Annotated in this window: 13 protein-coding genes and 1 tRNA gene; 7 read left to right on the forward strand and 7 right to left on the reverse strand. The window is 63.2% G+C overall.

Annotated elements, in window-relative coordinates; genetic code table 11:
- Positions 1-116: 116 nt before the first annotated feature.
- Positions 117-338, reverse strand: coding sequence for a type II toxin-antitoxin system HicB family antitoxin (locus HTUR_RS01265; RefSeq protein WP_012941486.1), 222 nt, complete (start codon positions 336-338; stop codon positions 117-119).
- Between the two features lie 146 nt (positions 339-484).
- On the opposite strand from HTUR_RS01265, the gene HTUR_RS01270 reads away from it, so the two are divergent.
- Together HTUR_RS01270 and HTUR_RS01275 are read left to right on the forward strand one after the other, a co-directional pair.
- Positions 485-1,876: a signal recognition particle protein Srp54 gene (locus HTUR_RS01270; protein WP_012941487.1), complete on the forward strand. Its 1,392-nt coding sequence runs from the start codon at positions 485-487 to the stop codon at positions 1,874-1,876.
- 127 nt (positions 1,877-2,003) lie between these two features.
- On the forward strand, positions 2,004-3,038 hold the full coding sequence (locus HTUR_RS01275) for a hypothetical protein (RefSeq protein WP_012941488.1): 1,035 nt from the start codon (positions 2,004-2,006) through the stop codon (positions 3,036-3,038).
- An 86-nt stretch (positions 3,039-3,124) separates the two neighbouring features.
- On the opposite strand, the gene HTUR_RS01280 is transcribed toward HTUR_RS01275, so the two are convergent.
- Both HTUR_RS01280 and HTUR_RS01285 read right to left on the reverse strand, forming a co-directional pair.
- Positions 3,125-4,069, reverse strand: a complete 945-nt coding sequence (locus tag HTUR_RS01280) for a CBS domain-containing protein (RefSeq protein ID WP_012941489.1) — start codon at positions 4,067-4,069, stop codon at positions 3,125-3,127.
- Between the two features lie 139 nt (positions 4,070-4,208).
- Positions 4,209-4,784 carry a hypothetical protein gene (locus tag HTUR_RS01285; RefSeq protein ID WP_012941490.1) on the reverse strand — a complete coding sequence of 192 codons (576 nt, stop codon included), beginning with the start codon at positions 4,782-4,784 and terminating at the stop codon, positions 4,209-4,211.
- Between the two features lie 444 nt (positions 4,785-5,228).
- Here HTUR_RS01285 and HTUR_RS01290 point away from each other — a divergent pair, with 444 nt between their 5' ends.
- Positions 5,229-6,074, forward strand: a complete 846-nt coding sequence (locus HTUR_RS01290) for a lysyl oxidase family protein (protein WP_226377464.1) — start codon at positions 5,229-5,231, stop codon at positions 6,072-6,074.
- A 48-nt stretch (positions 6,075-6,122) separates the two neighbouring features.
- Here the strand turns inward: HTUR_RS01290 and HTUR_RS01295 are convergent, their stop codons facing one another.
- Positions 6,123-6,536, reverse strand: a complete 414-nt coding sequence (locus tag HTUR_RS01295; RefSeq protein ID WP_012941492.1) for an RNA-binding domain-containing protein — start codon at positions 6,534-6,536, stop codon at positions 6,123-6,125.
- Positions 6,533-7,129 carry an AAA family ATPase gene (locus HTUR_RS01300; RefSeq protein WP_012941493.1) on the reverse strand — a complete coding sequence of 199 codons (597 nt, stop codon included), beginning with the start codon at positions 7,127-7,129 and terminating at the stop codon, positions 6,533-6,535. Before HTUR_RS01300 ends, HTUR_RS01295 begins: the two co-directional genes overlap by 4 nt.
- Before the next feature lie 363 nt (positions 7,130-7,492).
- Here HTUR_RS01300 and HTUR_RS01305 point away from each other — a divergent pair, with 363 nt between their 5' ends.
- The 4 genes from HTUR_RS01305 (at position 7,493) to HTUR_RS01320 (ending at position 10,301) form a co-directional block, all read left to right on the forward strand.
- On the forward strand, positions 7,493-7,873 hold the full coding sequence (locus HTUR_RS01305) for a hypothetical protein (protein WP_012941494.1): 381 nt from the start codon (positions 7,493-7,495) through the stop codon (positions 7,871-7,873).
- A 147-nt stretch (positions 7,874-8,020) separates the two neighbouring features.
- A complete protein-coding gene (locus HTUR_RS01310) occupies positions 8,021-8,398 on the forward strand; it encodes a YccF domain-containing protein (RefSeq protein ID WP_012941495.1) in 378 nt (125 codons plus the stop codon).
- A 50-nt stretch (positions 8,399-8,448) separates the two neighbouring features.
- A tRNA-Arg gene (locus HTUR_RS01315) sits at positions 8,449-8,523 on the forward strand.
- A gap of 539 nt (positions 8,524-9,062) precedes the next feature.
- Positions 9,063-10,301 (forward strand): C45 family autoproteolytic acyltransferase/hydolase, encoded by a 1,239-nt coding sequence (locus tag HTUR_RS01320; RefSeq protein ID WP_012941496.1) that lies wholly within the window; start codon positions 9,063-9,065, stop codon positions 10,299-10,301.
- 154 nt (positions 10,302-10,455) lie between these two features.
- Here HTUR_RS01320 and HTUR_RS01325 read toward each other — a convergent pair whose 3' ends face one another.
- Entirely contained in the window at positions 10,456-12,336 is a 1,881-nt protein-coding gene (locus HTUR_RS01325) for an MEDS domain-containing protein (protein WP_012941497.1), read from the reverse strand.
- Between the two features lie 266 nt (positions 12,337-12,602).
- The gene (locus tag HTUR_RS01330) at positions 12,603-13,694 is read right to left on the reverse strand and encodes a glutamate-cysteine ligase family protein (protein ID WP_012941498.1); all 1,092 of its coding nucleotides are present in this window, start codon (positions 13,692-13,694) and stop codon (positions 12,603-12,605) included.
- Between the last annotated feature and the right edge of the window lie 205 nt (positions 13,695-13,899).

Raw genomic sequence — 13,899 nt, forward strand, 5'->3', positions numbered from 1 at the left:
TCTGTCGAAAGAATTGCTGTGCGCGGAGAACGGTTCTTATTGTCGACGCTATGGGAGTTGGTGCTGGTTGGCAACACTATTCCACTGACGACCCTCTCCGGCCACCACTGCCGCGCTCACAGCCAGTCGTCGCCCGGGTCGTCGTCCGTCGCCTCCCGATAGGATCGCACCGCCTCCGCGAGGTTCCGAACGGCTTCCTCGGGCGTCTGTCCCTGACTCGAGACGCCGGTGACCTCGTCGTCGGCGATGTGGAGGCCGTGTTCGGTTTCGCGCATCGTGACGTCGGCGTCCTCGAGCGCCTCGTACTCGCTGGGATCGGCGTCCGCGTCGGAACTCATACGCGGACGTTGTTCTGGTCGGGTGAAATACTCACCGACGCCGCCTCGGGTTCGTCCCGTATCGACCGTGATCTCGTCTCGGGATTCCGTTCGCGCCGTGTAGAGTAGAAAAAGCCTTTAACGCCATCGCCCCGTAGACTGAGCAAATGGTACTCGACGATCTCGGGAGTTCTCTACGGGGCACCTTAGATAAACTCCGCGGGAAGTCACGCATCAGCGAGGAGGACATCGAGGAGATCGTCAAGGAGATTCAGCGCTCCTTGCTCTCCGCCGACGTCGACGTCTCGCTCGTGATGGAGCTGTCGGACAACATCAAGGAGCGAGCGCTCGAGGAAGAACCGCCGGCCGGGACGCCGGCGCGGGACTTCGTCCTCCGCATCGTCTACGAGGAACTGGTCGACCTCATCGGTGACTCCACCGAGTTGCCCCTCGAGGAACAGACCATCCTGCTCGCGGGGCTGCAGGGGTCCGGTAAGACTACCTCCGCCGCGAAGATGGCGTGGTGGTTCTCGACGAAGGGACTCCGGCCCGCCGTGATCCAGACCGACACCTTCCGCCCCGGCGCCTACGAGCAGGCAAAGGAGATGACCCAGCGCGCGGAGGTCGACTTCTACGGCAACCCGGACAACGACGATCCCGTCGAAATCGCCCGCAAGGGCCTTGAGAAGACCAGCGAGGCCGACGTCCACATCGTGGACACGGCGGGTCGCCACGCTCTGGAAGACGAGTTGATCGACGAGATCGAGGAGATCGAGGACGTCGCCGATCCCGACACGTCGCTGCTCGTGCTGGACGCGGCGATCGGGCAGGGAGCCAAGGACCAGGCCCAGCAGTTCGACGAGTCGATCGGGATCGACGGCGTCGTCATCACGAAGATCGACGGGACCGCGAAGGGTGGCGGCGCCCTGACCGCCGTCGACCAGACCGATTCGTCGATCGCCTTCCTCGGGACCGGCGAGGAGGTCCAGGACATCGAGCGCTTCGAGCCCGACGGCTTCATCTCGCGGCTGCTCGGTATGGGCGATCTCGGCCAGCTCGCCGAGCGCGTCGAGCGCGCGATGGAGCAGACCGAGATGGAGGAAGAGGACTGGGACCCCGAGGACATGCTCCAGGGCTCGTTCACCCTCCACGACATGCAAAAGCAGATGGAGGCGATGAACAACATGGGGCCGCTGGATCAGGTGATGGACATGATCCCCGGCTTCGGCGGCGGGATCAAGGACCAGCTGCCCGACGACGCGATGGACGTCACCCAGGACCGGATGCGCACGTTCAGCGTCATCATGGACTCGATGACCGAGGCCGAAAAGGAGTACCCGAAGGCCATCGGCGCCAGCCAGATCGAGCGCATCGCCCGCGGCTCGGGTACGACCGAGGAGGAAGTTCGGGAACTGCTCCAGCAGTACAAGATGATGGAGAAGACGATCAAGCAGTTCCAGGGCATGGGCTCCGAACAGGAGATGCAGCGCATGATGAAACAGATGCAGCAGGGCGGCGGTGGCGGCGGCGGAATGGGCGGGATGGGGCCGTTCGGCTGATCGCGACGCGATCCTCACTCGACTCACCGCCGATCGATTCTCCCCTCGAGCGCGTTCGTTTCGGACTCGAGACACGTATTGTCGGCTGCCACTACGTTCATGTTCCTCTAGACGTATCCTCGAGTCGATGAACCGTCGGCAGTATCTCACGCGCACTGGTATCCCCCTCGCCACGCTGGCCGCGACGGCCGGCTGTCTCGACGATCTCCCGGGTAGCGATTCGAGCGACGACTCCGTCGCGGTCGCCGATCGGACCGGCGACCGCGAACTCGACCGCGCCGTCGGCGAGTTGAACGAGGCCGCCCTCGCCCTGTTCGCCGCCGACGACTTCGAGGAGCCCACCGACGTCGAGTTCGACGCCTCGGTCCCGACCGAGCGGATCGAGAGCGCCCGCGCACACCTCGAGACGGCGGCGGACGAACTGGACGACGACCGCGAGTCCGAGATCGAACTCCTGCGGACGTACGCGGGCGTCCTCGAGCGGCTGGTCGACGTGACCGAGACGGTCACTGACGAGACGCTCGAGGCGGACCTCGAGGCCGTCTTCGACGCGATCGGCGGCGACGACGCTGCCGATGGCGACGAGGGTGGCGATGACGCCGACAGCGACGACGAGAGCGCCGATGACGACGACCTCGAGGCGGCGTCTGCGACGATCGACGAGCGAACGGACGAGTTTGCGGTCGCCGAGACGAACCACGCGGAGGCGGCCGCCGACGTCGAATCGTTCGACGAGGCGTTCGAGCGACTGGTCCGGATCGATCCCGCGGAACTCGCGGACGGCGTCGCGACGCTGGGCGACGCGGTCGGGTCGCTCGTGACCCTCGGCGACGGCCTCGAGTCGCTGCTCGGCGGCTACGAGGACCTGCAGACGGGCCGCGAGCACATGGAGAATCAGGCTTACGGGAAGGCGGAGACCGCCTTCGGCAACGCCCAGTCGACCTTCGAGACGGCGACGACGACCCTCGAGGAAGACGAGGAGCCGCCGGGCGGGATCGCCGACCACGTCGACACGGCGATCTGCCAGAGCGAACACCTCACCGATGCGGCGGCGGCCTTCGAGGAGTGGGCGATCGCCGCGGCCGACGGCGAACCCGTTGCGGCACAGAACCACAAGGAAACGGGCGAGGAGTCGGTCGACGCGGCCGGCGACTGCACGTAATCGACACGATTAGCAGTTCGCAACCGACTCTAGTCGATGGTCTCGGCTCGGCGTCGCCGCTGGCGGCCACGGTCCCGTCCCCGTCGTCAATCGTGGGCCACCGGCTCGTCTTCGGCTGTCGCTTCCGGCGGGAGGTCGTCGACGAGGACGACCGCGTCGCCGTCGAGCACGGTCGTTCCGTCGCCGTCGGTGACGGTCGTCTCGATCCGGTACTTCGAGCCGCCCAGATCGTCGACGACCTCGCAGACGGCCGTCACGCGGTCGTCGATCGGCACCGGCGCGAGGAAGCTGCTCTCCTGTGAGAGGTAGATCGTCAGTCCCGGCAGGCGGGCGAGTGCGGCGCTGATCAGCCCGGTGGCGAGGACGCCGTGGACGATCCGCTCGCCGAATCTGGTCTCGGCCGCGTAGGCCGCGTCCAGATGCAGCCGGTTCGTGTCGCCGCTGATCTCGGCGAACGCCTCGACGTCGCTCTCCGAGATCACCTTTGAGAACCGGGCGACGTCGCCGACGTCGACGGTCGACTCGTTGTCGGCGCGGTACTCGAACGTCCAGTCGTCGCGCTCGTACTGCGTGTCGGTTCGCACCCGTTGTCGCGGGCGATCGGCCCCGAGTCCCCCCGTCCGACGGGCGAGGTGCGGGACGTAGTAGCTGAGCTCCGTCGTGGTGAGGATGCCGGCGAGGTCGGCGGGATCGTCGGCGTCGCTCCCGCCGTCGACGACCGGGAGGTGTTCGAAGCCGGACTCGCGCAGGATGGCCACGGCGTCGACGATCGACGTGTCGGGTGCGATCGTCTCGAGGGGCGCCGACAGCACGTCGGTCAGCTCGACACTGCCGAGGTCGGTGCGTTCACAGAGGTGCTCGAGGAAGTCGCCCTCGGTCACGATACCGATCGGCTCGCCGTCGCGGACGACGACGACCGAACTGACGCCCTCGTCGCGCAACAGCGTCGCGGCGCGGGAGGCGGTGGCGTCCGGCGGGGCGGTGACAACGTCGGTGACCATGATCTCCGAGACGCTGATCGTGTCGTGCATCTGTCGGTAGTATGCGGCCGACCCCTATCAGTAGTGGGCTGATTCCGTTGCTCGGCGGTTACGCCGGCTCACTCACAGTTCCAGCCAGGCGTTCTCGTCTCGGTCTGCTCGTTTCGCTAGAGGTTCCGGGAACGGGGTCTCAGTGCTCGTGCTCATCGTCGTGACTGTGGCTTTCGTCGTCGTGGCTGTGGCTCGAGTGCTCTTCGGTCACGGTCGGCGTCAGTTCCTCGCCGGTTTCGGAGCGAAGTGCCGCGTCGAACTCGTCGGGGTCGTGTGCGGTAAACAGCGAGTAGAGACCGTCGGACTCGATCTCGAGTTCGATCGTCGTTTCGCCCTCGGATTCGAAATCGACGCGATAGAGCGTCTCGGACGAGGGCTGAACCGTGTCGCCGTCGGACACCGTGTCCGCCTCGCCGTTTTCGAAGAGTTCCGTCGCGGTTTCCCCCGCGTGGAAGAGCCCGTGGTCCCCGTCTTCGTCCGTCGGCACGATCGCGAGGTGCATATCGGGGTTGGGACCGTCCTGATAGGTGTACGGATAGGTACCCTGATCGAGTTCATACAGTCCGCCCCGCTCCCACGGCGGGTCGTCGTGCTCGTGCTCGTGTTCGTGGTCGTCGCCGCCGGTGATACTGTTGAGACAGCCGCTCGCGAGCAACGAGAGAACTCCCGTGAAACCGAGCCCAAACCGTCGTCTCGTGAGTTCCGTCGCAGTCATCGTGTCAGCACCTGTCGCCACGAGAAAAATAGCGCTTTCGTAGTCGTCACTAATCAGTACTGAATCTGTCTCGAGTGCCACGGGTCGCTACCGAGTCAGTGTGACGATCTCCTCGTACTTTATGGCGAGAGTACGGATTAGAACCGGCCGGCCCCGTTAAAATGCTTGAGGTGTTCTGAGAGACGGACGAGCCTTCTTCTGAGAACAACGACGACTCCAGTTAGTGCAACCAGTGCCATTGCCTCCTACCGGAAATAATCACGGCACTAACGGAAGCGAGAGGAGGTGTTCACCAGTTAATGATGCTCTATAACGAGTTCGTTATGTTCACTGCGTAATTAGTCGGATTCTTACTATATTTCTTCTCGCCCAGATCCGAGTACGCTCCAGTATGAAAGTATGATACTAAATTGGATAAAAGAGAGGAAGCGTGCGACGGCACTGGTGGGAGTTCTCCTCATCGTAGTGGCGGGGGTCGGTATGATCACGCTCGGAGGCGTTGCGGCTGACAACCCGTTCACAGTGAGCGACAGTAGCACAGACACCTCCACAACTTCCGGAAGCGAAGACACTGCAAACGAGGAGGCCACTCCGGTGGATGAAGAGAATTCGACGACGCCATCCACAACTGAGTCCGACTCTGAACCCTCAGATGATCAAGTCGAAGATGATCAAGTTGAGGACCAGCCGGAGGTCAACTTCGTTCCGGGCGTCAGGAATTTTGATGTTTCAATAGAAGAGTTTGATGAGTCCAGCGCTGACGTTGAAGACGGTTTCGTAACTCCGGGCGAACATAGACTACTTCGATTTGACATGATCATATACAATGTAGGAGATGCAGATGCCGAATTGGGTCATCCTGAGAACAGATCTGATCTGTTTGAATATTCGGACTCCCATAACCATGCGCATCTGAAAGGCTTCAATAAATATAAGATACTTGATGAAGCAGGCAACGAGATGAACGCGGGAAAGAAACAGACATTTTGTCTTCGGGATAACTTCCAAACCCGCTCAAACGCCAGCAGTAGTGCCAAGTTCGATTGTGACTATCAGGGAATTAGTGCGGGGTGGGCCGACGTGTATCCGGCGTCTCTACCCGGCCAATATCTTGTTATTGACGATCTCCCTGACGGAGAGTACACGCTTCAGGCCACGACGAACGCGGAAGGTACGATTGACGAGAAATGCGACGACGATAACACCGTTCGAGTTGACCTCCGTATCAACAACGACACAGTTACGGTCCATTCTTCACAAGACGACTATGTGAAACCCCCTTCCTGCTGAGAAATTTGACACTCTCTTACGGTTTCAACAGAGCCGAACGACCCAAGATCAGGCGTCGACCGGTCGACCGTCCTCGGTCGGCGGCGCGATGTGGTCGATGTACTCCTCGACGGTCGGCTCCTCGACGCGGACCCGAACGCTGATCTCACCGAGTTCGTCCGGTTCGCCCACCGAGAAGTTGATCCGATCCTCGAAGGCCGCCTGCTTCTTCAGCGCGAAGGAGAATGTATCGCCCTCACGGTTCGCGAAGAACTCGCCGCGGGCGGTGTCGAGGATCTCCTGGCGGTGGAGCAGATCGGAGAAGTGGTCCATCGCGTGCGCTTCGGCCCTGACCTCGCCGAACTCCTCCTCGAGGTCGGCGTTGGGGAAGATGTTGGCCACGGCGTCGACGACGCGACTCGTGACTTCGGTGTCGTAGATCGGCGCCGTGATCTCGACGTCGACGCGGTAGATGTCGGTCATGGATCGGTGTTGGAGACGGAGTCGGGTGTCGGTTCCGATTCGGAGCCGGGGCCCTCGCGGATGATCGCCTCGATGCGCTCGTGGAAGGCCTCGAGCGAGTCGGTGTTCTCGACGACGACGTCGGCCCGGTCCATCGCGTCGTCCATCCCGAAGCCGCGCTCGCGCTCGTCGCGGGCGGCCAGCCCCTCGCCGCCGTCGTCTTCGGCGGCGTCCCGGCCGCGGGCATCGATGCGCTCGGCCCGCATCTCGAAGGGGGCCTCGATACTGACCAGCGTGAACGCCTCGCCGAACCGCTCCTCGAAGACGTCGACCTCGGTGTCCGATCGGATGCCGTCGACGAGGACGGTGTCGTGGTCCTCGAGACGGTCCTCGATCATCGGCAGCGATCGCTCGGCGATCGCGGTCGGTCCGTTCTCGTCGCGCAGCGCCTGCGCGACCTTGCCGTGGTCCTTCGTCGGGTCGAGGCCTCGGTCGGCCGTCTCCTGGCGGACGACGTCGCCCATCGTCACTACCGGGATGCCGTGCTCGCGCGCGACGGTCGCGGCCTCGCCCTTCCCGCTGCCGGGCAGTCCCACCGTTCCGATGACGTGCATCGACGGATCGTACCGGCGAGACGTGTATAAGCGCTGTTGTTCGTCGCTCGAGTCGAGCGGGTTCGTGGCGGCCGAAACGGCCCGATTGCACCCAGTGAAACGTCCGTAGGGCCCGATTATCCGGCTCGGTTGGTGCGGATGCGCCCCTCTCGAAACGGGCCGGCTGCGTCCTCGAGTCGGTACTCGCGACCGGCCGCGTCGTGCCCGTGCGCCCTCTCTCTTGTCCGGTGTGCAACGGCGGCGACGAGCGCAACTATTCACCCGGTTCGAGTTAAAAACGGATAATTCAACACAATCCAGACTAACAATTCGAATCGACTGTCGCCATTATTTAGCAGTCGGTCATCGCCTCGACTGCACGCTATGACAGGTCCGAAACTCGACCGACGGCGGTTCGCGACGACAGTTGGTGCCGGTGCTATCGCCGCACTCGCCGGCTGCAGCGACGTAGGGTCTCAGGAGAACGAATCCAGCGATGACGACGGCAGTTCCGCTGATGGAAGCGATCCCGGTGCGAACGAGACGGGCAACGAGTCCGGCACTGGCGAGAACGGCGGCGCCGAACCGGGTGCGGACGAGAACGACTCCGAGGACGATGGCATGTCCGGTCCAAGTACGGACGAGAACGACTCGGCAGACGACGAAAACGCGTCCGACGACGGGTTCGAATCGGACAATCCGTTTAGCGACAACGACAGTTCCGCGGACAACGGTTCGGACGCAGAGGGAGACACCAGCCTCTAGCGTCCGCGGTCGAAGACGCGAGACGATCGACGTCACACGGCTTTTTTCGCGGTCGCCTCCGGTATCGACGGTGTGAGGAAGATCTCCGCTCAGCGACGCAACTGCGATCGATCGCCGTGATTACTTCTGTCGGTTCGTTCAGTCGGTATGTCACAACGGTCCCTCTTCGTGCGAGCGATCTGGTTTCTCGCCGTCGGCTGGTGGGCGACGCCGATCGTCGTCAACCTCGCGTGGGCGCTGAACGTCACCGTCGTCCTGGCACCGATCGGGATCAAACTCGTCAACCTCGTCCTGACGGTGTTGACGCTGGCCGAACCGCGAACGTTCACGAACCTCGACTCGGCTCGCGGCCAGCACTCCCTATTGACTCGAGCGCTGTACTTCGTCCTCGTCGGCTGGTGGCTGAATTTCCTCTGGGCTAACCTCGCGGCCCTGTTCGCGGTCACGATCGTCGGCCTCCCGGTGGCGATCTGGCTGGTCAATCGGTTGCCGTTCGTGACTTCACTGTACCGCTTCCACGGGTAGCTGCGGGAATCCACACCGCTTATACCGATCCGTCGTCGATTCCTACTCGAGGGCGCGTAGCTCAGTCCGGAAAGAGCGTCGGACTTCTAATCCGACGGTCGTGGGTTCAAATCCCATCGCGCCCGTGCAACGAGTCGCGGAGCGACGAGTGAACCGGCACGTGGGATTTGAAGGAGACGGCGGCGAGCGATAGCGAGCCGACGGCGTCGTTCAAATCCCATCGCGCCCGCTTTTCACGACGCTTCCTCGAGGTGACTCCGCTTCTCGGTACGCTCCCCTCACTTCGCGCTCCGATAAACTAATGCGTGTTGACACCCTTAACTAACCTGTCGGCAGCGCCGGTCAACGGCATCACACGGGGGATCGAGGGGAACACATCGATCATCGCCACGCGCGACGATCACCGTCCCCACTGCCGACGCGCGTACACCCTTTACAAGTACCTTTTTGCGTCTCGGGATTCCTCACTTCGCTCGGAACCACTCGGCGCAAAAATCTACGCTAAAAAGGCCGTTCGCTCCCGCTGGTCGCTCACGGGTGCAGCGCTTGTGTCTCGGCCGCAACGGTAACGCCTCCGCCTGTGCTAATCGTCGAACGGCTGCTACACTCAATCCGATATTAATTCAGGCCGGCGATACAACCCCCTCGAGTCCTAGCTTTCGATATGGACGATACGGCCGTCGACACCATTGCGTACGACGATACGATCGCCGGCGTCGATTCGTTCGCCGAGCACGCGCGGCGCCGCGCCGAGACCGAGCGCGAGGCCGTCGAGTGGGCGATCGACGAACTCGAGTCGATCGTCGACACGCAGGGGGTCGACCTCGAACCGCTGCTCGAGTACGCGCGCCGGAGTCGGGAGAGTCTGCCGGATCGCCATCGGCGGGCCTACGAGGCGATGGCCGACGTGTTCGATGTTGATCAGGCGGTCTACGAGGCGTATGTCTTCGCCTATTCCGAGCTGTGCGAGGAACTGGCCGAGGGAGAGGGTCGCTCGGAGAAGAATCCGAAAGGGGTCGGTAACGGAATCGGAGAGGGGTGTACGAACGCGCTCGTCACGCCGCCGCGAGTCGAGTCGGACGGCGGGATCGATACGGGCGGCGACGCCGGAACCACCGGCCCGCTGGTGCTCAAGAACCGCGACATCGCCGGCCGAGGCACGCGCCCGAAGTCGATCGTCGAGCAGCCGCCGATCGACGACTACTACGGGATCCTCACGATCGACACCTGCGGGACGGTCTCGATGTTCAAGGGCGTCAACGATCAGGGACTGGTCGCGGCGAACACGTACATCGACTGCGAAGGCGAGGGCGAGGACGTCACCCCCGAAACCCGACTGCGAAACGGCACCGTCATCCGCATGCTGCTCGAGGAGTGTGCGACCATCGAGGACGCCCGCGAGTTCCTCGAGTCCCGGCTCACGCGTCGCTTGATGGGCCAGACGCTGTTTCTGGCCGACGACACCGACGCGGTCCTGCTCGAGGTCGACCCCGCGGCCGAGCGGATCATTGACGACGACGACCCCGTCGTCACCCGGACGAACCACTTCGTGTGCTCGGCGTCGACCGAAGCCGAGAGTTCGACGAAACGTCGCCAGCGCGCGCTCGAGTTGCTCGAGGGCGACGAACAGTTGGATCGCGAGGACCTCTGGCGGTTCGCGCGGGACCACGTGAACGGCCCGGGGGACGACTCGATCTGTCGCCATCCCGAGCCCGAGACGGACGAACCCCACGCCTTCGGACAGTTGACGACCGCGAGCAGCGCCATCTTCGAGGGTGGATCGCCGGCGATCGAAGCCGCGATGGGCAATCCCTGCGAGGCCGAGCGCATCCGCTGTGCGTTCGGCGACGAGATTCCGACCGACCTCCGGACCGGCCAGCGGTGGCTCGATCGACTGCACTGAGTCGCACTGCGTCGCGGCGTGATTGCGGGTTTCCGTTGCTATTCGCCCGCTCGAGCGACAGTCCGACGCGGGGATCGCTATCGGCCGTCAGTGATGTCGAACGGGAGTGCAAACTGATCAAACGGAGCGAGCACTATCCACTGTGGACACTCCCTTACGCTTCCGGGTCGGGCAACGTAACAGAGAACGTCGATCCCTCACCCGGCGTAGATTCGACCCAGATGTCTCCCCCGTGGCGCTCGACGATACGTTCACAGAGCGCGAGCCCGATTCCGGTTCCAGCGTGTTCGTCGTTCGTGTGGAGGCTCTCGAAGACCTCGAAGATGCGGTCGGCATGGTCGGGATCGATCCCGATCCCCTCGTCGCGTACCGAGAGTATCCATTTCGCTCCATCGCGTTCGGCGGAGACGTGAATTCGCGGTGGTTCCTGGCCGCTGTATTCGATAGCGTTGGACAGTAAGTTCTGGAATACCTGTCGAAGCTGGTTGGCATCGCCCTCTACGGTGGGTAACCGTTCGCTGGTGATTTCGGCACCGCTGTCGTCGACCCGGAGCTGGAGGTCCTCGCAGACATCTTCCAGCACTACATTGAGATCGACCGCCTGAAAGGGTTCACCCTCGGCCTCGACTCGAGAGTACTCGAGCAGCCCCTGAATCATCTCCCGCATCCTGTCGGCACCCTCGACCGCGAACTCGAGAAACTCCTCGCCGTCTTCGTCGAACGCGTCGCCGTATCGGTTCTCGATGAGCCGTAGATAGCTCGACACCATCCGCAGCGGCTCCTGTAAGTCGTGCGAGGCCGCATAGGCGAACTGCTCGAGGCGTTCGTTCGACTCCTCCAGTCGCTCGACTAACTCCCTGAGCTGTCGCTCGCGTTCTTTGCGATCCGTGACGTCTCGGACGACCCCGACCGCACGCACTGGGTCCCCCTCGTCGTCGGAGTGGAACGCTCCTTGAGCCGAAATTTCGCGCTCCTCACCGTCGGTTCTGATGATCCGACACTCGAACTCCCATTTACCCGCCTCGAAGGCCTGCTCGAAGGATCGTTCCACGTTCTCACGGTCGTCCGGGTGAACGTGATCGAGAAACGTCTCGAAGGTCCACTCCTCGATCGGTTCCTCGTAGCCGAAGATGCGATCGTGCTGACGTGATCGGATGGGCGAGTCTTTCGTCTGCAGGTCGAGTTCCCACATGCCCATTTCTCCGGCCTCGAGCGCGAGCTGCAGTCGTTCTTCGTTTTCTTGGAGGTCTTCCGCCAGCTCCCGGAGGCGTTGCTCGCGCTTGGAAAGTCTGTCTTTCACGTCGGTTTGCTCTCGGAGCATACCCAGTTGGCGGTCGACCTCGCAGTCCGCCTTCTCGGGGCCGAAGAATTCCTTCGGTGGCGTGTAGTAGACGTTGCTACTGATCCGGTTATCGTGGATGAGGAGCGGATGAGTGCTGATGACGTCGCGGATCACGTCCGCGGGAAACCGCTCGCGATTGTACTGACAGAGCGCGATGCCGTCCGCATCGTCGAAGAGATAATTTGCCTTCGCCTCACATTTGACGAGTTCCTCGCCGTCGGGATCCTCTTCTAAGACGCTGCTCATCTCGCCGGTCATGCGGAGCGCCTCGTACTCTTCGGTGGCGTCCTCGATAGCAGCGTCGATGAACTCGAGCGTCTCGTCCGCGTCGAACGTCTCGTTGCGGAGGTAGGTCTCCTCTTCGTCGTGAATGGAGAGCTGTCCCGAGTCGAGGGCCGTATCGACATCGATATCGTAGGCCCGCATCGCTTCGATGACCTCCGCTCTGGTATTCTCGTACGTGATGTACAGGCACCGCTCGTCCCGTTCGAGTCCTTTGCGGATGAACGGGATAGCGGCCGCGAACTGCTCCTCTCGGGACTCGTAAATAAGCGCAAAGTGATCGTTAGCGTGTTCGTGGGCATCGAGAGAAGGGGCTGAGCCACGCAACTCCGGGCTATACGTCAGCGTCTCAGACCCGGTTGCGGGATACCCCACTTCCGACTGAGCATCGGACTCGATCCGTTCACTCATTGGAAATCGATAGTGGGCTGGTGCAGTTAAAATTGCGTATTTTTAGTCAGATAGACGTCACTACGTCTCGTTCGGTGGATCTCGACTGACTTCGCATTCGCGACAGACGCGTACTGAACGGTCGGGGTCGTTCTCGCGGGCGCATCAGAAACAGTCCGATTTCTGCGGATGTTTTCGCGCCAGCGCGGGACCGCCGGTCCCCTCTCCCGCTCGAGTGGAAATAGCTGGACGAGGAGCCCGGACTCGGTCCTGGCACTGTGTACGTTTTAGGCCCGCACGCGGCGTCGCTCGAGGTCGGCCTCGAGTCCGCGCGCGGCCTCGAGTCGCAGGTCCTTCGCGCGGCGTTTCGAGAGCCGCGAGTCGGGGAGGCGGCTCGCGAGCGGATCGTACGCCGACGGCTCGAAGCCGAGGTTCTGCAGGTAGTTCCGGACGCCCGCGTTCTCGAGGCCGTCGTGGATCGCGGCGTCGGTGACCGTCTCGACGCTGTCGAACAACGGGAGGGTCACCGAACCCTCGTTGTTACCGTGGGTGTCGGTCGGGTCGCCGTCACCGATTGTGGTCCCGCGGGCGTCGGCGCGGCTGACGAGCGAGCGGACCGTCTCGGCGAGGCGCAGCACCTGACTCGGCAGGGCCGTGTCGGGCGAGCGCCACTCGACGGTCGGCATCGCTTTCCGCAGTTGGACCGGCGTCCAGACCGCGTCGTAGGGGGCGAACTCGTCGTCGAACGCCGCCGAATCGACGCCGCGCTCGAGCGCGCGCTCGCGGAAGCAGTCGTAGGCGGTCTCGAGTTCTTCCTCCCACTCGGCAGCGCTGTCGACGTAGGGCCAGAGCTGGCCCTGGTCGGGACAGGGCTCGTAACACGAGCGCCGATAGAGGAACGGCCGGGCGCACTCGAGAATGTGCTCGCCGCGGTAGTGCGAGGAACTGTTCACGAGCGCGAAGGCGGGATCGAGCGCCGTCAGCATATTCAACTGGTCGGCGACGTTCGATTGCTCGAAGTGCATGTGCGTGCCCGCACAGACTCGCGCGTCGTCGAACGCCGGGCCGACGATCCGTCGCTGGAGGTCGGTCCCCCGCTTGTCGCGGTAGGGGATCTCCGACGGGGCGGCGTGCAGCGGCGTCGCCAGCGGGACGAGTCGCTTGTCCCGTTCGCGGGCCGCGTCGACTATCTCCTCGATCAGGCCGAGGAACTCCTCGCGGAGCTCGGCCATCGACGAGCAGGGCGTCGTCTTGATCTCGAGCATCGGTTCGACGAACTCTGGATCGATCTGTTCGGAGTAATCGAGCAGTGATCCGGGTGAAACCAGGTCGCCGTCGTCGTCGATGACCCAGTATTCCACCTCGAGGCTTGTGTTCATGGATGTCTCCGTTGGCTGCTGTGTCGAGTGGCCCTCGAGCAAGCCGTCACCGGGCCACGACTGATGGACGGCGCCGACGGCCGCGGGGGGACGGTCGCGGGCCGGCGCCGGGTGGTTCTGTTCCGTACTGTCAGGATTGGCCGGTTTCGCTTGAAGCGGTTGAGCCTGCGTACGCCGGGCAGATAGTATCCGTCTCAGCCCTTCA

This window comes from Haloterrigena turkmenica DSM 5511, from assembly GCF_000025325.1.
Classification (GTDB): domain Archaea; phylum Halobacteriota; class Halobacteria; order Halobacteriales; family Natrialbaceae; genus Haloterrigena; species Haloterrigena turkmenica.

Coding starts and splice junctions, on each gene's coding strand:
- HTUR_RS01265 (WP_012941486.1), bottom strand. CDS start 338: ATGAGTTCCGACGCGGACGCCGATCCCAGCGAGTACGAGGCGCTCGAG.
- HTUR_RS01270 (WP_012941487.1), top strand. CDS start 485: ATGGTACTCGACGATCTCGGGAGTTCTCTACGGGGCACCTTAGATAAA.
- HTUR_RS01275 (WP_012941488.1), top strand. CDS start 2,004: ATGAACCGTCGGCAGTATCTCACGCGCACTGGTATCCCCCTCGCCACG.
- HTUR_RS01280 (WP_012941489.1), bottom strand. CDS start 4,069: ATGCACGACACGATCAGCGTCTCGGAGATCATGGTCACCGACGTTGTC.
- HTUR_RS01285 (WP_012941490.1), bottom strand. CDS start 4,784: ATGACTGCGACGGAACTCACGAGACGACGGTTTGGGCTCGGTTTCACG.
- HTUR_RS01295 (WP_012941492.1), bottom strand. CDS start 6,536: ATGACCGACATCTACCGCGTCGACGTCGAGATCACGGCGCCGATCTAC.
- HTUR_RS01300 (WP_012941493.1), bottom strand. CDS start 7,129: ATGCACGTCATCGGAACGGTGGGACTGCCCGGCAGCGGGAAGGGCGAG.
- HTUR_RS01305 (WP_012941494.1), top strand. CDS start 7,493: ATGACAGGTCCGAAACTCGACCGACGGCGGTTCGCGACGACAGTTGGT.
- HTUR_RS01310 (WP_012941495.1), top strand. CDS start 8,021: ATGTCACAACGGTCCCTCTTCGTGCGAGCGATCTGGTTTCTCGCCGTC.
- HTUR_RS01320 (WP_012941496.1), top strand. CDS start 9,063: ATGGACGATACGGCCGTCGACACCATTGCGTACGACGATACGATCGCC.
- HTUR_RS01325 (WP_012941497.1), bottom strand. CDS start 12,336: ATGAGTGAACGGATCGAGTCCGATGCTCAGTCGGAAGTGGGGTATCCC.
- HTUR_RS01330 (WP_012941498.1), bottom strand. CDS start 13,694: ATGAACACAAGCCTCGAGGTGGAATACTGGGTCATCGACGACGACGGC.